Genomic DNA, 17,293 nt, shown 5'->3' with positions numbered 1-17,293 from the left:
TCAAGGGCGCAAACCTTATATCCTCCTTCAGCATTACCTTACCAGCATGGCAGAGAAGATAGTCATACCCAAGGATGCCGAGACAATAGCCGACACCTGGGTGCACAGGAATCTCAAAGAGGTCATCGGTGTGAGCTATGGCCTTGTTGCCAAGCACGGCGAGGCCTGGGTTGTGCGCGGCGAGGCCGAGCTCTGGAAGGGGCTCTTTGAGAGTGAGCGCGTACCCTTCGAGATGGAGATAAGCGACGAGGGCGAGATACTCAAGGTTGAGACCCACTAAAGCCTGTCCAGCACATAGTCCGGCTTAATTCTGCTCTTATCCACATCCCCGCGTCTGGTTGCGCCCGTGAGCACGAGGGCTGTGCGCATGCCCAGCGCCTTTCCCATGGCTATATCTGTATCCAGGCGGTCGCCTATAAGCAGAGACTCCTCCGGCTTTGCCCCGAGGTGGCGCAGTATCAGCTCCCCCATTATTTTTGAGGGCTTTCCTATTAGCCTTGCCTGCCTCTCGCTTGCCGTCTCCACGGCAGCGACTATTGCGCCCGCACCCGGAATAAGACCGCGCTCAGTCACGAGCGTGGGGTCGCGATTTGTGGCGAGCAGCTCGGCGCCGTGGAGCAGGTGGTGCTGGGCAATGGCGAGCTTCTTGTAGGTGAAGCGTCTGTCCAGGCCCACAACAACAACACTACACCCGCTCTCCCTAATGCTAATGCCCCGCCACTCAAGCTCCTTCTTCAGCCCTCCTTCTCCTATTACGTAAACCCCCGCCCTGCGGTGGTGCTCTGCTATGTACTGCGCCGCCGCATAGGCGGAGGTGATTATCTCGTCCTCGCCTGCCTCCACCCCAAGCGAGGACAGCTTCTCTGCATACTCCGCTCTGGTCTTTGTGGAGTTGTTGGTGACGAAGAGCACCTTTCCCCGCTTTTTTAGCTTTGCTATCTTCTCCTCCACACCCGGCAGAAGCTCGCGACCGCGGTACACCACCCCATCTAAGTCGAGCACAAAGGCCTTGAAATCCATGGGATAGGCTTAACGCGGTGTCTTAAATAGCTTACTCAGCCATGCCTGCCTGGGCAGAGCTCGCACCTACTCTGATACGGCTCTATTTCTTACTCTTTCCCCGCTTCATAAAAGGCTCAAACAGCTCTATGGGCACTGGCAGGATGAACACACTCGCCTTCTCACTCGTCGCCTCGCGCACCGTCTGAAGGAATCGCAGCTGCATCGCTCCCGGTTCGCGGGCCATAATCTGAGCCGCTTCCGCAAGTTTCTGCGATGCCTGGAATTCGCCCTGCGCCGAGATTACCTTTGCCCTTCTCTCGCGCTCCGCCTCGGCCTGTGCAGCCATGGCGCGCTGCATTGTCTGGGGTATCTCCACGTCCTTAATCTCCACCGCCGTGACCTTGACCCCCCATGGGTCTGTCTGCTGGTCTATAACCTCCTGAAGCTTTTCGTTGAGCTTCTCCCTCTCGGCGAGGAGTTCGTCCAGCTCCGCCTGTCCAATAATGCTGCGCAGCGTTGTCTGGGCTATCATCGACGTAGCTGCGAGATAATTCTCCACCTCAACTATGGCCCTCTCGGGGTCTATAATCCTGAAGTATACCACAGCATTCACGCGCACTGTAACGTTGTCCTTGGTGATAATCTCCTGTGAGGGCACATCCAGGGTAATAGTGCGCAGGTCCACCTTCACCATTCTATCAATCAGCGGTATAAGAAAGAGAATCCCTGGACCCTTGGCGCCTATAAGCCTCCCAAGCCTGAAAATTACGCCACGCTCGTACTCCCGCACAACGCGTATTGCCGCTGACAGCAGCAGGAGCACAACTATAAAAAGCGCAGGGATGGTTATGAAGTCAATCACCTAGCTCACCTCCTCAACTACTAAGGTAAGATTATCCACATCTACTACTTTAATCTTTTTATCCTTGGGTATGCTTCCCTGCTTTGCCGTAGCACGCCACAGCTCGCCCCTCACCAAAACATATCCCTCGGGCGAGAGGTTGGTCTTTGCTACGCCGACCAGGCCAAGCATGGCCCCTTTACCTGTTTTAGGCTCACGCCTCATGGCCTTGATTACCAGACCCATTGCAAAGATGAAGAAGAGTGCCGTAAAGGCGGTTGCTGAGAGTATAAGTTTTATGGAAATTGTGACGAAGGGCTCCTTCTCAGCATCTATGAGCATTAGAGAGCCCAGGAGGAGTGAGGCGATACCTCCAGCTGTAAGAATGCCATGGCTGGGTACCTTAAGCTCTGCTATAAACAGGATTATTGCGAAGAGTATAAGCACCACACCCGTGGCGCTCACACTCAGCGCCTGAAAACTCCAGAGCGCCATAATTAGGGATATCCCGCCTACGACGCCTGGGAGTATTGACCCCGGGTTTGAGAGCTCAAGAATAATTCCATACATGCCTATGAGGAAGAGGAGGTAGGCTATGTTGGGGTCTGAAATTTTGTGGAGCAGAGACTCGCGGGTGCTCATGGGAAGGCGCACCACCTCGGCGTCGCGGGTGCGCAGGACCTTCTTCTCCCCCCTCAGCTCCACCTCCATGCCGTCAAGGCGGAAGAGGAGCTCCCCATAGTTTGCCGCCACCAGGTCTATTATCCCCTGCTCCTGCGCCTCCGAGGCTGAAATAGAGACGCTTTCCACGACGAAACTCTCAGCCATGCTTATATTGCGCCCCCTGAGCTCCGCCAGGCTGCGCATGTAGGCGCGGGCGTCGTTGATCACCTTTTCGCTAACTGCACCCTCACCGCCTATAGCAACAGGATGGGCGGCGCCCACATTGGTGCCGGGAGCCATCGCCGCCGCATGGCTTGCCACGAGTATAAAACTCCCTGCCGAGGCCGCCCTGGCACCCCGGGGATAGACGTACACAACAACGGGCACGCGCGAATCCAGGATGTCCTGAATTATACTCCTCATACTTGCGTCAAGGCCCCCGGGTGTGTCTATTTCAAGGATGAGTGCCTCGGCACCCTGCCCCTCAGCCTGCTCTATGCCGCGGGCGACGTAGTCCTTCACCACGGGGTCAATTATGCCCTTTACCTCCACCACTATAACCTCGGCCCCCTCCGCGTGGGCAGAATTTATAAGAAAGAAGAGGCTCAATAGTATTGCAAAGATGCGCATACTAATAATCTTGTTCCTAGAATTTAAAGTTTTTGAGGTGCTGGAATGATAGAAGCGGTATGGGTTGAGAAGTACCGCCCCTCTAGGCTTGATGACATGGTGGGGCAGCGCGAGGTTGTGGAGCGTCTGAAAGGTTATGTCACCTCGCGCAATATGCCCAATCTTCTCTTCGCCGGGCCGCCGGGCACAGGCAAGACCACCGCGGCCCTGGCACTGGCGCGGGAGTTCTTTGGTAAAAACTGGCGTGCAAACTTTCTGGAGCTCAATGCCAGCGATGAGCGCGGTATAGATGTGGTGAGGGGCAAGATAAAGAACTTTGCCCGCACACAGGCAATAGGCGGAGACTTCAAGATAATCTTCCTGGATGAGGCAGATGCTCTCACCAAGGATGCGCAGCACGCACTGCGCAGAACCATGGAGATGTACACCTCCACCTGCCGCTTCATCCTGAGCTGCAACTATTCGAGCAAGATAATTGAGCCCATTCAGTCCCGCTGCGCCCTGTTCAGATTCCGACCCCTCACAGCAGAGGACATCACCCAGGTGGTGCGCAGGATAGCAATGAAAGAAGGTCTGGACCTCACCAAGGACGGACTGGAGGCGATACTCTACGTCGCAGAGGGCGATATGCGCAAGGCGATAAACCTGCTGCAATCAGCCGCCGCCTTCGGAAAGGACATAGATGCAGAGCTTGTGTACCGCATAGTGGGCAAGGCGAGGCCCCAGGAGGTGAGGGAGATGCTCAGCATTGCAATGCAGGGAGACTTCATAAAGGCGAGGGAGAGGCTGCGAGAGCTGATGATAAACTACGGGATGAGCGGCGAGGACGTCGTGGGGCAGATGCACCGGGAAACCTTCAGCCTCAACATACCGGAGCGTCAGAAGGTTGAACTGGTGGACATAATAGGGGAGTACGACTTCAGGATTAAGGAAGGTGCGAGTGAGCTCATTCAGCTGGAGGCGCTCCTTGCCCAGTTTGTTGCAATAGGAGCCCAGCGGAGTTCCCATCACCTTCCGGCAACCGGGGAACAAGGGGGTGCAGAAAAATAGACGCCCACCTGCATGAGGAAAAGAAAAACCACAGAAGCCACCGGGTGGAGAAGTTGGATTGTAACGCCTGCGAGCAGGAGATGCAGAAAATCCATGAAAAGGTTGGCGACAGGTACCGCAACCTCTTTGTGACAGACGCAAAGAAGATAGACAAACTTATCCAGGAAATAGGCGCGGAGGTCGGCGAGGTCTCGCAGGAGGCGGTGCGCTGCTATGTCTATGAGAACCTCAGCCTGGGCAGGCTTACGCCGCTGATGATGGACGACAACCTGGAGGAGATAATGATTGTGGCGCAGGGTTTGCCGGTGTACATCTTCGACAGAATCGCAGGGATGAAGGAGACCGATGTACTTCTGGAGGAGGATGAAATAGAGAGGATAATAAAGCGGATTGCAAGGTACAACGGCAGGGAGGTGGACGCGCGCTCCCCACTGCTCGACGCCCGCCTTCCGGACGGCTCCAGGGTTAATGCCACCCTCCCTGAGGTTTCGCCGAGGGGCTCCACGCTCACCATAAGAAAGTTCCGCAGAGAGTCCCTGACCATAGTAGACCTCATAAGGTTTGGAACCCTGACGCCAAGGCTGGCGGCCTACCTCTGGCTGGCGGTCGAGGGTCTGCGCACAAAGCCTGCGAACATCCTGATAATAGGCGGCACCGCCAGCGGCAAGACCACAACGCTGAATGCCCTCTCCGCCTTTGTGCCTGAGACTGAGCGCATAATCAGCATTGAGGACGTGCTGGAGATATCCCTGGTACACAGGCACTGGATTCCCATGGAGACCCGACCTCCGGACAGTGAGGGCAATGAGATTACCATGGACGACCTCCTTAAGAATGCGCTTCGCATGCGCCCTGACCGCATACTGGTGGGCGAGGTTCGCGGAAAGGAGGCTTTAACCCTGTTCACCGCCATGAACACCGGCCATGACGGCTGCATAGCCACACTCCACGCAAACTCGGCAAAGGAAACACTTTCAAGGCTAACCAGCCACCCCATGAACATCCCCAAGATAATGATACCCGCTCTGGACATAATAGTCGCCCAGAAGAGACAGCTCGAACGGGGCACCCTCAAGCGCCGCGTTTTTGAAGTGCTGGAAATCTCAGGCACAGAGGGGGATAATATACTCACCAACACCCTTTTCAGGCAGAATCCCAAGACAGGCAAGGTCGAAGAGGTGCTCATAAACGGCAGGTATCTTCAGCAACTATCGGTGATGAGCGACCTCAGCCTCAAGGAGATTGACGCAGAGCTAAAACGTCGAGAAGCTCTGCTCGAGGTGATGGCAAAGAAGAAGCTGAAGATGAAGGACATCCACGAGGTGGTGCAGCTCTACTACTGGAGCCCCAACAGGGCCGTGGAGGTGCTCGAGAGGCACATCACCGGGGTAGGGCAGGAGAAAAAAGGCTGGCTGGACATCTAGTCCAGCCTGATTCTGAGTTCCTTTTTCTTAACAGGTACAAGCTTCTTCAGCTCCACGGTAATCTCGCGCTCAACCACAAATTTATCCATCCCGACCTCAGGGAAGGTGCCATCCACCTCGTATATGTAGTACCCCTCCTCGCCGTCTATGCTCATAACGAACTCCCGCCCGCTGCGCCGCTCTATCTTTATTCCAGAGACCTGCTTGAGTGCCTCAAGCACCGTTGTGCCCTTCTTAACCCTCACCTCATGCCTCTCTGCAAGTTCATCAAGCGCAGAATAAATCACCTCCGGGTTTGCTCTGAGCACGTGGGTCTTCCCGAACTTCTGCCTCTCAACCAGTTTCGCCTGCTCGAGAATTTTTACATGCTTCGCTGCTACGGGCGTGGAGATTCCAAGCTCCTTTGCCAGCCCCGAGATGTGATACTCCCTGCGCAGGATGAGCTTGAGCATTCTGCGCCGGGTTTTGCTTGCCAGCGCCCTGAACATATATTTAGTCTCCATGCAATTAGTATTACCCTTCTGGGTAAGTATACGGCGACAAAGTTATAAAAAGTATGTGGACAACTCTGAATTATGGACATACGTATAGAGAACCTGCATGTTTTCAATGACATAACCTTTGTCGCCCACTCGGCCAGGGTGAGCGGCGTCGGGAAGGTGCCCTGTGAGTGTCGCGGCGAGGGGTGCGAGCGCTGCTCCGGGAGCGGTTTGAGGGAGCCCACCGACGAGGAGATTTTCAACATGATCCTCGAAAATGACTACTCCAGTGCTCTGGAGCATGTGGTCTTCAGCTTTGAGATTCGCGGGCTGAGCAAGGGCAATGCTTTGGAGCTATTGGAGCATCGAATTGCCTCGCATACCGGGCGGAGCACGCGCTACCAGAGCGAGGCAGGCTTCGACTTCAACCTCGCCCCAAAGGTGGAGGAGATTCTCAGAAAGCACGGCATACCCGAGGAGGAGTACAAGCGCTGGGTGCGCACCGGCAGGCTCGCACTGGAGCACCTTCCAGAGCAGGAGCAGGAGATTCTCAAACGCTACGCAGAGGCGATGCGTTGCTCCCGCGAGGTGTATGAAGCTCTTCTCGACCTGGGCGCTGGCAGGGAATCGGCACGCTATGCTACGCCCTTTGCGATGCACACCGCCTATACATATACAATAAACCTGCGCAGCCTGATAAACTTCTTCGGCCTGCGTTTGTGTGTGCGCGCCTCGCCGGAGATGCGTGAGCTGGCGGCGAAGCTCTACCTGGCGGTGCGCGAAAAGTTTCCCCAGATTTCTATGGTGTGGTGCAGGGGCTACAACTGCGCCGCCTGTCCTGAGAATGAGGTGCGCGACTCTCCTCAGGCAAGGGAGTGCCCCTTCAGGAACCCCCAGAGCGAGGTATTCATACCCACGAGGAAGCAGATTCGCAGTGGAATAAATCTCAAAAAATTCGACCGGCGTGTGTTTGAGAGGGTGAGGGAGAAGCTGCTGCGCAGATGGAGCGCTCTGTGAGAACTGTTCTCAGCCCTCTTTCTCCAGCCTGGGCAGGAGCTTGTCTTTGAAAAGCTCCAGGTACTCCCAGGTTCTCCTGGAGAATAGGCCCAGAATGAAGGCAATGCCGTAAAGGGCATAGGCAGGAGTCTGCATCCCCTCTTCCCGGGCTGGAATCATCTCAGAGAAGTTCATGCTTACACCCCCGCCAATGCCAAAGTTGATGCTCACCAGCAGGAAGAGCAGGGCGAGGGCTATGAAAGGTGCCTGGATAGACTTGGAGAGGTACCAGCTGACATGGAGCCTGTTGAAGTCCCTGTCCATTACGTGCTTTGAGGCGGAGTAAATCAGATTGGTCATTACCCCGAAAAAACTCCAGAAGGCTGCATGGATAGTCCAGTGAGAGATGCTTCTGTAGGAGGAGATGTAAAGAACCGCAGCCACACCTGTGGCTATGGCGAGGGTGACTATAACCTTCCATCCCATACGCAGATTTATCTCTTTCGCCTTTTCCAGGGCATCTATGGATAGGAGCCTGAGCTCCCTTGAGATGTTGAGAGCCTTCATCAGGTCGGCTTTGGTCTTGCTCTCTTCATAGGCGAGGACAGCCTCTTCGAGCTCCTTAAACTTCTGGTGCGCCTTCTTTATAAGCTCCTCCGCCTCGGGACTCTTGCCCTCGCACCTTTCAGCCTCGAGGATGTTCTCCCTGGCTGCCTCATAATCCTCCTTTACCTTTGCCTCCAGCTCCAGATCCATAGGATATTCCCCACCTACAATGTAACTTTCTTTTTGCCTGAATATAAAGGTAAAGGTTATTATTACCCTTTCAGGTAACACTTCGCATCTATTTCGTCAAATATTTAAATGAACCTCCGAAAGCATATAACCAGGTGATTATATGCACATTGCTGAAGGATTCCTACCCTCCCCCTGGTGGTACCTCTGGTTTATATTCACTCTGCCGGTGCTGGCTTACGGGCTCGTGAGAATGCGCACCCTTGTGGAGAAAAACCCTGAAATAAAGGTGCTCCTCGCCCTTGCAGGAGCCTTCGCCTTTGTGCTTTCAGCGCTCAAAATACCATCAGTGACCGGCTCATGTTCACATCCAACCGGCACGGGCCTGGCGGTGGTGCTCTTCGGGCCGGCGATTACATCACTTCTCGCGAGCATAGTTCTGCTGTTTCAGGCCCTTCTGCTCGCCCATGGTGGACTCACCACCTGGGGCGCCAATGTGGCAAGCATGGGCATCGCCGGTCCGGTGATAGGCTATGCCGTGTGGAAGCTAACCTCAAAGCTGAGCACAAGAGTTAGGGTATTTCTCACTGCGGCGGTGGCCGACCTGGCAACATATGTGGTAACCTCCCTGCAGCTTGCCCTAGCATTTCCTGCAAGGGAAGGTGGTGTGCTGAAAAGCTTTGAGATATTCATGGGCATATTCGCCATAACCCAGATACCCCTGGCCATAATAGAAGGTGTGCTTACGGTGATAGTGTTCAGGTATATCCTGGAGCTGAAGGGGGATGTGCTCGTGAAGCTCGGGCTGATAGAGAAGAGCACTGCAGGAGGTGTACGCCCATGAGGCTTGGTACTGTCTTCCTTCTGATGCTTCTACTTCCCCTCACCCTTGCGGAAGAGCCAGAACCCTGGAGTGGTGCAGATGCCCTGGCGGAGCAGAAGATAGTGGAGATCACCGGCGGCGAATATGAGCCCTGGTTCTCACCCATATGGGAGCCGCCCAGCAGCGAGATAGAGACCTTCCTTTTCTCTCTCCAAGCGGCGGTGGGCGCTCTTGTAATAGGCTACTTCGTGGGCTACTTCAAAGGAATTAAAGAGGGAAGGCGCAGGACAGAGGCGAGATAGAATATGCACATAGAGCAAGTGTTTGAGGGCTATGCCCATTACAATAAGCTTGGCAGCATTTCCCCCCAGCTCAAACTTTTTCTTGCAGCCTCTGCTCTCCTGGTGGCGGTGTTTTCAACCTCGCCTGTTGCGCCTGTTTTTATTTTTCTGGCGATGAGCACTGCACTTCTTTTTATGGCGGGAATCCCTCTGAAAGCGTACTCAGGCGCCCTGGCAGCGCCAGCACTCTTCACCCTGCCGGTGGCGCTGCTCATGCCCTTTTTTGTGGCAGGGGGTGAACCTGTGTTAACACTGAAGCTCTTCTCCCACGCCTTTATAGCCACGCGAGAGGGGGTAAATGAAGCCCTGCTCCTGGCCTCTCGCGTGCTCGCCGGCAGCTCCTCACTCTTCTTCATAATCTTCACAACGCCCGCCGCAGCGCTGTTCGCGGCGATGCGCTCCCTACGCATACCAGCACTATTCGTGGAGATGTGCATGCTGATATACCGCTTCCTCTTTGTGCTTATAGACGAGGCGGAACGCATGCTCACTGCCCAGAAGCTGCGCCTGGGCTATGCCAGTTACAGGCGAAGCTTTGACTCCTTCGCACTGCTTGCCAGCAACCTCTTCCTGCGCTCATACCTGCGGGCTGAGCACGCCTTCTCCGCCCTTGAGGCCAGAGGTTATGGCGGCAGCCTGGAGTTTGCGGAGCTGAAGAGGGCAAGACCCTCCCTGTCCGCCACCATCTCTGTGCTCACCTTCTCTGTACTGCTCGCCACCCTTGCATACTTTACCAGAAACATGGAGCTGGTGTGAACCATGAACATACTGGAAACCAGGAGCTTAGCCTACGAGTATCCCGACGGTACCCCCGCACTGCGCGGTGTAAATGTGACCCTGAGCAAGCGCAGAATCGCCTTCGTGGGCTCCAACGGCGCAGGCAAGACTACGCTTTTCCTCCACTTTATAGGCATCCTCCGCCCCTCCCGGGGTGAGGTGCTCTTCAAGGGGAGAGCTTTAAGGTACGATAAGGCTTCGCTACTGGAGCTTCGCCGAAGCGTGGGCATGGTGTTTCAAAATCCGGACGACCAGCTTTTTGCGCCCACAGTGGCTCAGGATGTGAGCTTTGGGCCAAAGAATCTGGGCATAAACAACGGCGAGGTCGAGGGGAGGGTGAGAAGGGCACTTAAAATCGCCGGCATAGAGGAGCTCGCAGATAAGCCACCTCACCTGCTCAGCTATGGTCAGAAGAAGCGCGTGGCAATAGCTGGTGTGCTCGCCATGGAGCCGGAGGCACTTATCCTCGACGAACCTCTCGCTGGTCTGGACCCCGCAGGTAAGCGCAGATTCATAGAATTTCTGGATGAGCTTGCCAGAAGGAAGACCATCGCCGTTGCCACGCACAACGTGGACTTCGCATACGAATGGGCAGATTATGTATATGTGCTCCACCGTGGCAGAGTTCTTGAGGAGGGCAAACCCGAGGATATATTCAGCAGAACAACCCCAGCCAGCCTCTCGCCGCCGAAGGTTCTGGAGTTCTACGAGGCACTTGCCCAGCTGGGACTTGCTCTGCCCCACTATAGGCCCAGAAATCTGTTTGAGCTGGTGAAGTGTGCCGCCCTGCCGGGGGTGAGGGTGGCCACCGCTGAAGATGGCCTTGAAGAGGGAGAGGCTGTGAGTATTGAAGTGGAGAAGGGCAGGATTGTAGCTAGGCCAGCGATGGAAAGCAGACCCTCGGGGAGGATAATAAGGAAGCTTGACGCCAGCGTGGTGGTCTCTGCGAAGGGGGATATACCTGCCAGAGGTAAGGTGCTCCTGTACCCGGCTGAGGGCTTCAGCAGGGATGCCTTCAGGGAAACGCTGCTCAAGCATGAGGTTGACTTTGTGGGCGCCCTGGGCAGCGAGGCAGGGCTTCTCGCTGAGAGCGAGGGAATAGAGCTGGACTCTGGCAATGCGGCGCTTGAGAGGTGTCTCCTCAGGGCTCTCGCGGGATACACTGCACTGCTGCTGGTGCCCCGGAGCCTGAGTGAAGAGACCCTTGAGAAGATACGCAGCTACCTCTCCGGCTGCGCCGCGCCTGAGATTGAGATTTTAAAGGATGGTGGTTAGTTTATATTGTTTACAGGGGTTATCCCAGAAAAATAGAGAGGTATTCCAATGAAAACCGGCATAGTTATAGTAGGTCACGGCTCACGCTTGCCTGAGACGCGCGGTATATACGAAACCATAGCAGGTATAGCACAGGCCAGGTCTGGCTACGAGGTGCGCGTGGGATACATGAAGCACCACAGCCCGAACCTGGTGGAGGCGGTTCAGGGGATGATAGATGAGGGCTTCAAGCGCATCGTGGTGGTGCCCCTCTTCATCGTACCCGGCCTGCATGTGCGCGACGATATCCCCATCCTCCTGGGGAATAAGGCCGGAGAGGTGCCGGAGTTTGGCTATGCGCGCGTAAATGCGCCCGATGACGTTGAGATACTATACGCCGAGGCAATAGGCAGCGACCCACGCCTGGCTGAGGTTGTTCTCGACCGCGTGAATAAGGTGTTGAACGGCTCTGAGTGAAAAAGCTTTTTAAGCAGCGCCGACAAGCAAGCTGTGGTTAGCATGGTAGCCCTTGTTACAGGAGGCGCAGGTTTCATAGGCTCCCACCTTGTTGATGCTCTTCTCAGTGAGGGCTACAGCGTGGCGGTGCTTGACGACCTGAGCACAGGGAGGGAGGAGAATCTCGCCGGTGTGAGGGACAGGATAGTCTTTCACAGAGGCAGTATTCTCAGCAGAGACCTTAAGGCTGTAATGCGCGACGTGGAGGTGGTCTTCCACCATGCGGCGCAGATAAATGTGCGCCGCTCCGTGGATGACCCGGCCTACGACCTTAAGGTTAATGCCCTGGGCACCCTTAACCTGCTGGAGCAGGGGCGGGATGTGGAGAGGTTTATATACATCTCCTCCGGGGGGGCGGTCTACGGCGAACCCAGATACCTGCCTGTGGACGAGGAGCATCCCACAGACCCGATTTCACCCTACGGGGCGAGCAAGCTCGCCGGGGAGAAGTATGTCCAGCTTTACGGGTACAACTACGGGCTTAAGTACGCTATCCTGAGATATGCGAATGTGTACGGCGAGAGGCAAGATGCGCGCGGCGAGGCCGGTGTAATATCGATATTCCTGGACAGGCTCAGGGAGGGCAGGCCTCTGACGGTTTTCGGTACCGGCGAGCAGACACGGGATTACATCTACGTGGGCGACGTTGTGAGGGCGAATTTTCTGGCGCTCAGGTGTGAGGGTGTATTCAACATCGGCACCGGCATTGAGACGAGTGTTAATAAACTTATTGAGATAATCTCAGAGGTCACAGGCACAACGCCGGAGGTGGAGCACGCACCCAGGCGAAAGGGCGAGGTTTACAGGATAAGCCTGGATGTTGCCCGTTCGAGGGAGGTGCTCGGATTTGAGGCAGAGACCTCCCTGAAGGAGGGAATTTCGCGGGTCTGGGAATGGATGAAGTGAAGTTTTATCTTGCATGGCGAAGTATTTAGTGGTATGGAGAGCTACGAGGTTATTGTGGTCGGGGGCGGACCCGCAGGGCTGAGCGCCGGGATATTCTGTGCAGAGCGCGGGCTGAGGGTTGCTCTTTTTGAGAGCGGGAGCCTGGGCGGCGCTCTTGCAGCAATATACCCCAACAAGCTGGTGCTAAACTACCCCGGCTTTCCTGCCGGCATTAAAGCAAAGGAGCTGGCAGAGCTTCTGGTTAAGCAGGCACATGACTACGGTGTGGAGTTTCGGCGGGAGCGGGTGCTGGAGATAACCTCCAAGCTGAAGGTGCGCACAGAGGAGGGGGAGTACTCCGCAAAGGCGATAGTCATCGCCACAGGCACCAGACCGAGAGAGCTGGGCATCCCTGGTGAGGCGGAATTCAACTACGCTGACCTGGGGGTTTACTACAGCGTCGCCAGCCCAGAGAAGTTCGCTGGCAAGCGCATTCTTGTGGTTGGCGGAGGAGACTCGGCTCTGGAAGCGGCGGTTGAGCTTTCGCAGGTGGCCAAGGTAACTCTGGTGCATCGCAGAGGCGAGTTCCGCGCCCTGACGAAGAATGTGGAGAGGCTGCGCAAGAGCGGTGTGGAGGTGCTGCTGAACACTGAGCTTGAGGAGATAGGAGGCGAGGGCAGAGTTGAGTGGGTGAGGCTGCGTGCTGAGGAGAGCTTCACCCGCAGCGTCGACGCCGTGGTGCTCGCAGTCGGACATGTGCCCAACACTGAGATCTTCCAGAAGCTGGGCCTTGAATGCGATTCCGACGGGAGGATTAAGACGGATGCAACGCAGGGCACCAGCATCGCCGGTATATACGCAGCCGGAGACATCGTGGCAGGGGTGGGCCATCTTGAGCTTCTCGTCGTGGCGGTGGCGCAGGGTGCTGTGGCGGCGCACAACATCTACCTCAAGCTTTATGAGCCCTACTGGGCATAATACCCCCGGTGCAATAAAGATTATTAATCCCATCACAAGAGTCTAAGTGATGTTCAGGAAAGTAGCTGTGGGCGGAACCTTCGACAGGCTGCACGCAGGCCACAGGAAGCTCCTCAGGGTTGCCTTTGCTTCGGGCGAGAGGGTGCTCATCGGCTTAACAGGCGACACCATTGCCGGTGCAAAGGGGGCGGAGAGCTATGAGAAGAGGCTGACGCAGCTAAGGCACTTCCTCATGGAGGAGGGTTTTGCTGAGAGGGCGGAGATTGTGAGACTCGACGACTACTACGGCCCGGCGATAAGCGACGCAGAACTTGAGGCGATAGTTGTGACAGAGGAAACCCTCGCCAGGGCGGAGGAGATTAACCGGCTCCGCAGAGAGCGGGGGCTGAGGGAGCTGGAGATAATAATGGTGCCCCTGCTTCTCGCCCAGGACGGCAGGCCCATATCCTCGCGGCGGATAAGGAGGGGAGAGATAGACAGGGAGGGCAGGTTATGCGCATAGCTGTGGGCTCAACCAACCCTGTTAAAGTAAAGGCGGTGGAGGAGGTACTCCGCGCATTTTACCCGGAGGCTGAGGTTTTCGGGGTTGAGGTGGACTCAAAGGTAAAGGCGCAGCCTCTTGGCATGGAGGAGACTGTGCACGGAGCTGTGAATCGCGCTCGAGAGGCGCTTGAGCACGGCGAGCTAGGCGTTGGCATAGAGGCTGGCCTTGTGGAGGTGCCCTTCACGCTCACCGGCTACATGGATGTGCAGTTCTGCGCAATTAGCGACGGCGAGGTTATTACCCTAGGTGCGGGCTCCGGCTTCGAATACCCTCCGCAGGTAGCGCGAGAGGTGCTCCGCGGGAGGACGGTGGGCGAGGTTATGGAGGAGCTGAGCGGCATCGCGAACATAGGCAGGAGGGGCGGCGCCATAGGCTTTCTCAGCCACGGGAAGCTGAGCAGGAGAGAGCTTACCAAGCAGGCGGTGCTCATGGCGATGCTGCCCAGGATTAATCGCGAGCTCTATGAGATATAGCTGCATGTAAGGATTAATACTCCTTCATCTACCGCCTCCTAAGGTGTCCAGAAGTTCCTCCATTCTTTCGACAAAATCATAGGCATCTTCTCTGGTTTTTTCAGCAAGGTTCGTAGTGGTGTCTTTGGTAACGCTGTACTGGGCGATTTCCCGCCGCTCCCTCGCAAGTTCGAGCTGTTCCACTTTTTCTTTTTCGAGCCGAGTATCTTCAAGCATTCTAAGATATCTTTCTTCCATGAGCTTTCTTTGAACAAAAAAAGTATCCAGAGCAACAATGGTGGCAGAGTGATTTTTACTCCTGTAGCCTACCTTGGCGATAACAGAAAGGGCTGCCATGTACATGGCATAATAGCCTGTGATGACAACCCACTCTGAAGGGTTGTAGTCATCGGGAAGATTCAATAATTCCATGGCTTCAGGCCTGGATGCATCAGACAAAAGGCTCATAGTAACCAGATTGTATCTGGCTTTCTCCATATACTTCTGGGCCAACCGACGGATAAAGGGAGTCCGGATAAGCAGCCCCTTATTCTCAAACCACTTGATGCTCCTTACCATATACTTTCACCTGTACACCTGCTCAAAGAAATACTCGAAGCCTTTAATAACAACGCCGAAATCCCGAATTTCTTTGAAAAAAATCTTGTTCTCTTCTTTTATGCTTTTAATAGAGGAAACTTTTACCGGATTAAGTCGAAGGTTGTATTTGTGCCTTAAGGCCAGAGCCTTCTTCTCGAAGTCTTCATCGGCAGTTACCAAGAGTAGGTCGATATCGCTGCCCCTTTTCGCGTCGCCCTTGGCGTAACTACCAAATACAACTGCGCATCTGGCATCTATTTTAGAAAGATACTCATCAAGGAGCTTTGAAACTTTCCGGTGGGTCTTCTTGAACTTTTCTTTTTTATTTACCCCATAGTATACAAAAGAAAGCAGGCATTCATCTCTGTTATAATCAAGCTTGAAGGACCAGGTCTTTCCCACTTTTATTCCTTCAACAACTCCCTTCCTCTGAAGGTCCTTGAGGGTTGAATATACTCTTTCATAGGAATACCCAGAAGCTTTCTCGATATCTTTTATGGTGACAGACCCACCTCTGGGAAAAAATCCTGCCATTACTCTGAGTTCAGATTCTGTAATCATTCCTACCAACTTATTGATATTTCAATAACATTATTGATAAATCAATAGATAAATGTTGCTGTTAGGTCCTCCACACATATATGATGGGCTCAAATATACTGAGGGTGCGCAGGACAAAGGCTCAGGCAAAGGAGGCCTACGACAGAATCAGCCGCTTTTACGACTACCTTGCCGGAGTATTCGAGAAAAAATACAGGGACAGGACGCTGGAGCTGCTGGAAATTAAAAGGGGCGAGGTGGTACTGGAAATCGGCTTCGGAACAGGGCACTGTCTGAAGCGGATTGCCGAAGTTGGTGGGCGAGGAGGGCAGGGTTTACGGCATCGACATCTCCTCCGGGATGCTGGAGGTCAGCAGGCGGAGGCTTGAGAGGGCGGGGCTTCTGGACAGGGTGGAGCTGCAGTGCGGAGACGCGGAGAAACTGCCCTACGAGGATAGCAAATTCGACGCCGTTTTCATGAGCTTCACCCTTGAGCTTTTCGATACCCCGGAGATTCCGAAGGTTCTGGGTGAAATTAAAAGGGTCCTGAGGCGGGATGGCAGGCTCGGGGTTGTCAGCATGTCCAGAGAGGATGGAGATTCGATGTTGCTGAGGCTGTACGAGTGGATGCACGAAAGGTTTCCCAGGTACATCGACTGCAGGCCCATCTATGTCGAGCAATCGATAGAGAGCGCAGGTTTCAGGATAAGATACAGAGAGAGGGTGAAGCTGCTCGGCCTGCCGGGTGAGATTGTCATCGGTGTAAAGCCCTAGAGGTACTCCTCCAGGGTGCGCAGCTTCTTCTTTTCAAGTGCCTCGGCATAGAACCCCCGCGCTTTAAGCTCCTCTGCAAACTCATCCGCGAAGCCGTGAACCGTGTAGACAACCTGAGGCGAGGCCTCCTCCACGTAGCGCAGCAGGGAGCAAAAATCGCTGTGGTCGCTCAGAGGAAAGGCCTCATCCACCTTCATCCTGTACCTCGTAGAGTCGTGTACCGCCCAGCCGCTCATAAAGGCAAAGCTGGGATTGAGCTTTTCCAGCAGCTTTGACTTTCGCGCCGCCGGCGGGAAGATTACAACTCTATCCTCACGGCTCTCCTCTGAGAAGGAGCTGTACTCGCCCAGGGACACGCCCAGGGCTTCATACTTGCGGTTGTTCTCATAAATCGCCGAATGAACCTCCACTGCAAAGTCCTCCGAAAGGTAGCGGGTAAGCTCCTGGGCCTTGCCCAGGGAGTAGCCCAGCACCACAGGCGTCGCGCCGCGGGAGTGTTTTTCCTCAATCCAGTCCTTCAGCTCGGCGATCACCTCCTCTCGGGGAGGGAACTCGTAGTGGGGGCTGCCGAAGGTGGACTCGATTATAAGAACATCGCACCGCTCTACCCTGGCAGCATCGCATGTAGCTCCACCCTCAAGGTGCAAATCACCGGTATAGATGACCTTAAAGCCGTTCTCAATAACCAGCTGACTCGCGCCCAGGATGTGCCCCGAGGGTACTGCGCGAAGATTAAAGTCGTGCATCTCGCAGGTTTCGCCCATTTCCAGGCATCTGCCCTCCACGCGTCTGCGCAAAAGCCTGGCCGTGGCCTGCGAGAGCAGAACCTCACCTTCAACGCTTCGCGGGGAGTGGTCGGCATGGGCATGGGAGATAAAGCTGGTTTCCCTCGCCTTTCTGGGGTCGAGGTACAGCCTCTCCCCGCCTATAGTTATCTCAATGCCGTTGCCCAGCTCTATAATAGCTCTTCCTCCTCCCTCTAACCTTGG

The 17,293-nt window shown here is 55.1% G+C and carries 23 protein-coding genes; 15 read left to right on the top strand and 8 right to left on the bottom strand.

The features are described from left to right. Positions 1–280: hypothetical protein (locus ACXJJW_RS02770; protein WP_456474194.1), on the top strand; the 280-nt coding region annotated here is incomplete at its 5' end. On the opposite strand, the gene ACXJJW_RS02765 is transcribed toward ACXJJW_RS02770, so the two are convergent. The 3 genes from ACXJJW_RS02765 to ACXJJW_RS02755 all read right to left on the bottom strand — a co-directional run bounded on the left by ACXJJW_RS02765 (position 277) and on the right by ACXJJW_RS02755 (position 3,136). Then, positions 277–1,020, bottom strand: coding sequence for an HAD-IIA family hydrolase (locus ACXJJW_RS02765; protein WP_456474193.1), 744 nt, complete (start codon positions 1,018–1,020; stop codon positions 277–279). The genes ACXJJW_RS02770 and ACXJJW_RS02765 overlap by 4 nt on opposite strands. Before the next feature lie 82 nt (positions 1,021–1,102). Continuing rightward, on the bottom strand, positions 1,103–1,861 hold the full coding sequence (locus ACXJJW_RS02760; RefSeq protein WP_456474199.1) for a slipin family protein: 759 nt from the start codon (positions 1,859–1,861) through the stop codon (positions 1,103–1,105). Positions 1,862–1,864: 3 nt separating this feature from the next. Continuing rightward, entirely contained in the window at positions 1,865–3,136 is a 1,272-nt protein-coding gene (locus ACXJJW_RS02755) for an NfeD family protein (RefSeq protein WP_456474192.1), read from the bottom strand. A 45-nt stretch (positions 3,137–3,181) separates the two neighbouring features. Between ACXJJW_RS02755 and ACXJJW_RS02750 the strand changes: the two genes are divergently transcribed. Then, positions 3,182–4,186 (top strand): replication factor C small subunit, encoded by a 1,005-nt coding sequence (locus ACXJJW_RS02750; RefSeq protein WP_456474191.1) that lies wholly within the window; start codon positions 3,182–3,184, stop codon positions 4,184–4,186. An 80-nt stretch (positions 4,187–4,266) separates the two neighbouring features. Further along, positions 4,267–5,610 (top strand): TadA family conjugal transfer-associated ATPase, encoded by a 1,344-nt coding sequence (locus ACXJJW_RS02745; protein WP_456474190.1) that lies wholly within the window; start codon positions 4,267–4,269, stop codon positions 5,608–5,610. Here the strand turns inward: ACXJJW_RS02745 and ACXJJW_RS02740 are convergent. Then, entirely contained in the window at positions 5,607–6,113 is a 507-nt protein-coding gene (locus ACXJJW_RS02740; protein ID WP_456474189.1) for an ArsR/SmtB family transcription factor, read from the bottom strand. The two genes, ACXJJW_RS02745 and ACXJJW_RS02740, sit on opposite strands and share 4 nt — an antisense overlap. A 72-nt stretch (positions 6,114–6,185) precedes the next feature. On the opposite strand from ACXJJW_RS02740, the gene thyX reads away from it, so the two are divergent. Continuing rightward, the gene (gene thyX, locus ACXJJW_RS02735) at positions 6,186–7,106 is read left to right on the top strand and encodes an FAD-dependent thymidylate synthase (protein ID WP_456474188.1); all 921 of its coding nucleotides are present in this window, start codon (positions 6,186–6,188) and stop codon (positions 7,104–7,106) included. A gap of 9 nt (positions 7,107–7,115) precedes the next feature. Here the strand turns inward: thyX and ACXJJW_RS02730 are convergent, their stop codons facing one another. Then, positions 7,116–7,841 (bottom strand): hypothetical protein, encoded by a 726-nt coding sequence (locus ACXJJW_RS02730; protein WP_456474187.1) that lies wholly within the window; start codon positions 7,839–7,841, stop codon positions 7,116–7,118. A 142-nt stretch (positions 7,842–7,983) separates the two neighbouring features. Between ACXJJW_RS02730 and ACXJJW_RS02725 the strand changes: the two genes are divergently transcribed. Genes ACXJJW_RS02725 through yjjX form a run of 9 tightly spaced genes read left to right on the top strand, consistent with a single transcriptional unit; the run spans position 7,984 to position 14,411 of the window. Then, on the top strand, positions 7,984–8,664 hold the full coding sequence (locus ACXJJW_RS02725) for an energy-coupling factor ABC transporter permease (protein ID WP_456474186.1): 681 nt from the start codon (positions 7,984–7,986) through the stop codon (positions 8,662–8,664). Then, on the top strand, positions 8,661–8,945 hold the full coding sequence (locus ACXJJW_RS02720) for an energy-coupling factor ABC transporter substrate-binding protein (protein WP_456474185.1): 285 nt from the start codon (positions 8,661–8,663) through the stop codon (positions 8,943–8,945). The genes ACXJJW_RS02725 and ACXJJW_RS02720 overlap by 4 nt, the downstream gene beginning before the upstream one ends. 3 nt (positions 8,946–8,948) lie before the next feature. Then, positions 8,949–9,740, top strand: a complete 792-nt coding sequence (cbiQ, locus tag ACXJJW_RS02715; RefSeq protein WP_456474184.1) for a cobalt ECF transporter T component CbiQ — start codon at positions 8,949–8,951, stop codon at positions 9,738–9,740. A 3-nt stretch (positions 9,741–9,743) separates the two neighbouring features. Further along, entirely contained in the window at positions 9,744–11,036 is a 1,293-nt protein-coding gene (locus ACXJJW_RS02710; protein ID WP_456474183.1) for an energy-coupling factor ABC transporter ATP-binding protein, read from the top strand. A 48-nt stretch (positions 11,037–11,084) separates the two neighbouring features. Then, positions 11,085–11,492 carry a CbiX/SirB N-terminal domain-containing protein gene (locus ACXJJW_RS02705; protein ID WP_456474182.1) on the top strand — a complete coding sequence of 136 codons (408 nt, stop codon included), beginning with the start codon at positions 11,085–11,087 and terminating at the stop codon, positions 11,490–11,492. A gap of 42 nt (positions 11,493–11,534) precedes the next feature. Further along, positions 11,535–12,437: an NAD-dependent epimerase/dehydratase family protein gene (locus ACXJJW_RS02700; RefSeq protein ID WP_456474198.1), complete on the top strand. Its 903-nt coding sequence runs from the start codon at positions 11,535–11,537 to the stop codon at positions 12,435–12,437. A 33-nt stretch (positions 12,438–12,470) separates the two neighbouring features. Beyond that, positions 12,471–13,394 (top strand): NAD(P)/FAD-dependent oxidoreductase, encoded by a 924-nt coding sequence (locus ACXJJW_RS02695; RefSeq protein WP_456474181.1) that lies wholly within the window; start codon positions 12,471–12,473, stop codon positions 13,392–13,394. A gap of 49 nt (positions 13,395–13,443) precedes the next feature. Beyond that, positions 13,444–13,896 carry a pantetheine-phosphate adenylyltransferase gene (locus ACXJJW_RS02690; RefSeq protein ID WP_456474180.1) on the top strand — a complete coding sequence of 151 codons (453 nt, stop codon included), beginning with the start codon at positions 13,444–13,446 and terminating at the stop codon, positions 13,894–13,896. Further along, positions 13,887–14,411: an inosine/xanthosine triphosphatase gene (yjjX, locus tag ACXJJW_RS02685; protein WP_456474179.1), complete on the top strand. Its 525-nt coding sequence runs from the start codon at positions 13,887–13,889 to the stop codon at positions 14,409–14,411. Before ACXJJW_RS02690 ends, yjjX begins: the two co-directional genes overlap by 10 nt. Positions 14,412–14,435: 24 nt before the next feature. Here yjjX and ACXJJW_RS02680 read toward each other — a convergent pair whose 3' ends face one another. Both ACXJJW_RS02680 and ACXJJW_RS02675 read right to left on the bottom strand, forming a co-directional pair. Continuing rightward, a complete protein-coding gene (locus ACXJJW_RS02680; protein ID WP_456474178.1) occupies positions 14,436–14,969 on the bottom strand; it encodes a HEPN domain-containing protein in 534 nt (177 codons plus the stop codon). Between the two features lie 6 nt (positions 14,970–14,975). Next, complete coding sequence (locus ACXJJW_RS02675) at positions 14,976–15,551, bottom strand: nucleotidyltransferase domain-containing protein (protein WP_456474197.1); 576 nt, start codon at positions 15,549–15,551, stop codon at positions 14,976–14,978. Between the two features lie 80 nt (positions 15,552–15,631). On the opposite strand from ACXJJW_RS02675, the gene ACXJJW_RS02670 reads away from it, so the two are divergent. Together ACXJJW_RS02670 and ACXJJW_RS02665 are read left to right on the top strand one after the other, a co-directional pair. Then, the gene (locus ACXJJW_RS02670) at positions 15,632–15,919 is read left to right on the top strand and encodes a class I SAM-dependent methyltransferase (protein WP_456474177.1); all 288 of its coding nucleotides are present in this window, start codon (positions 15,632–15,634) and stop codon (positions 15,917–15,919) included. Beyond that, the gene (locus ACXJJW_RS02665) at positions 15,834–16,304 is read left to right on the top strand and encodes a class I SAM-dependent methyltransferase (protein ID WP_456474176.1); all 471 of its coding nucleotides are present in this window, start codon (positions 15,834–15,836) and stop codon (positions 16,302–16,304) included. The genes ACXJJW_RS02670 and ACXJJW_RS02665 overlap by 86 nt, the downstream gene beginning before the upstream one ends. Here the strand turns inward: ACXJJW_RS02665 and ACXJJW_RS02660 are convergent. Beyond that, entirely contained in the window at positions 16,301–17,068 is a 768-nt protein-coding gene (locus ACXJJW_RS02660) for an MBL fold metallo-hydrolase (RefSeq protein ID WP_456474175.1), read from the bottom strand. The genes ACXJJW_RS02665 and ACXJJW_RS02660 overlap by 4 nt on opposite strands. Positions 17,069–17,293: the final 225 nt, after the last annotated feature.

The sequence above is a fragment of the Candidatus Pyrohabitans sp. genome (genome assembly GCF_054014795.1).
Note: the sequence above shows the minus strand (reverse complement) of the source record. Positions and strands in the feature narration are given on the sequence as shown.

Excerpts from the sequence above, each read along its gene's own strand:
- ACXJJW_RS02765 (WP_456474193.1), bottom strand. The coding sequence starts at position 1,020 with ATGGATTTCAAGGCCTTTGTGCTCGACTTAGATGGGGTGGTGTACCGC.
- ACXJJW_RS02755 (WP_456474192.1), bottom strand. The coding sequence starts at position 3,136 with ATGCGCATCTTTGCAATACTATTGAGCCTCTTCTTTCTTATAAATTCT.
- ACXJJW_RS02750 (WP_456474191.1), top strand. The coding sequence starts at position 3,182 with ATGATAGAAGCGGTATGGGTTGAGAAGTACCGCCCCTCTAGGCTTGAT.
- ACXJJW_RS02745 (WP_456474190.1), top strand. The coding sequence starts at position 4,267 with ATGCAGAAAATCCATGAAAAGGTTGGCGACAGGTACCGCAACCTCTTT.
- ACXJJW_RS02740 (WP_456474189.1), bottom strand. The coding sequence starts at position 6,113 with ATGGAGACTAAATATATGTTCAGGGCGCTGGCAAGCAAAACCCGGCGC.
- thyX (WP_456474188.1), top strand. The coding sequence starts at position 6,186 with ATGGACATACGTATAGAGAACCTGCATGTTTTCAATGACATAACCTTT.
- ACXJJW_RS02730 (WP_456474187.1), bottom strand. The coding sequence starts at position 7,841 with ATGGATCTGGAGCTGGAGGCAAAGGTAAAGGAGGATTATGAGGCAGCC.
- ACXJJW_RS02725 (WP_456474186.1), top strand. The coding sequence starts at position 7,984 with ATGCACATTGCTGAAGGATTCCTACCCTCCCCCTGGTGGTACCTCTGG.
- ACXJJW_RS02720 (WP_456474185.1), top strand. The coding sequence starts at position 8,661 with ATGAGGCTTGGTACTGTCTTCCTTCTGATGCTTCTACTTCCCCTCACC.
- cbiQ (WP_456474184.1), top strand. The coding sequence starts at position 8,949 with ATGCACATAGAGCAAGTGTTTGAGGGCTATGCCCATTACAATAAGCTT.
- ACXJJW_RS02710 (WP_456474183.1), top strand. The coding sequence starts at position 9,744 with ATGAACATACTGGAAACCAGGAGCTTAGCCTACGAGTATCCCGACGGT.
- ACXJJW_RS02705 (WP_456474182.1), top strand. The coding sequence starts at position 11,085 with ATGAAAACCGGCATAGTTATAGTAGGTCACGGCTCACGCTTGCCTGAG.
- ACXJJW_RS02700 (WP_456474198.1), top strand. The coding sequence starts at position 11,535 with ATGGTAGCCCTTGTTACAGGAGGCGCAGGTTTCATAGGCTCCCACCTT.
- ACXJJW_RS02695 (WP_456474181.1), top strand. The coding sequence starts at position 12,471 with ATGGAGAGCTACGAGGTTATTGTGGTCGGGGGCGGACCCGCAGGGCTG.
- ACXJJW_RS02690 (WP_456474180.1), top strand. The coding sequence starts at position 13,444 with ATGTTCAGGAAAGTAGCTGTGGGCGGAACCTTCGACAGGCTGCACGCA.
- yjjX (WP_456474179.1), top strand. The coding sequence starts at position 13,887 with ATGCGCATAGCTGTGGGCTCAACCAACCCTGTTAAAGTAAAGGCGGTG.
- ACXJJW_RS02680 (WP_456474178.1), bottom strand. The coding sequence starts at position 14,969 with ATGGTAAGGAGCATCAAGTGGTTTGAGAATAAGGGGCTGCTTATCCGG.
- ACXJJW_RS02675 (WP_456474197.1), bottom strand. The coding sequence starts at position 15,551 with ATGATTACAGAATCTGAACTCAGAGTAATGGCAGGATTTTTTCCCAGA.
- ACXJJW_RS02670 (WP_456474177.1), top strand. The coding sequence starts at position 15,632 with ATGATGGGCTCAAATATACTGAGGGTGCGCAGGACAAAGGCTCAGGCA.
- ACXJJW_RS02660 (WP_456474175.1), bottom strand. The coding sequence starts at position 17,068 with ATGGGCGAAACCTGCGAGATGCACGACTTTAATCTTCGCGCAGTACCC.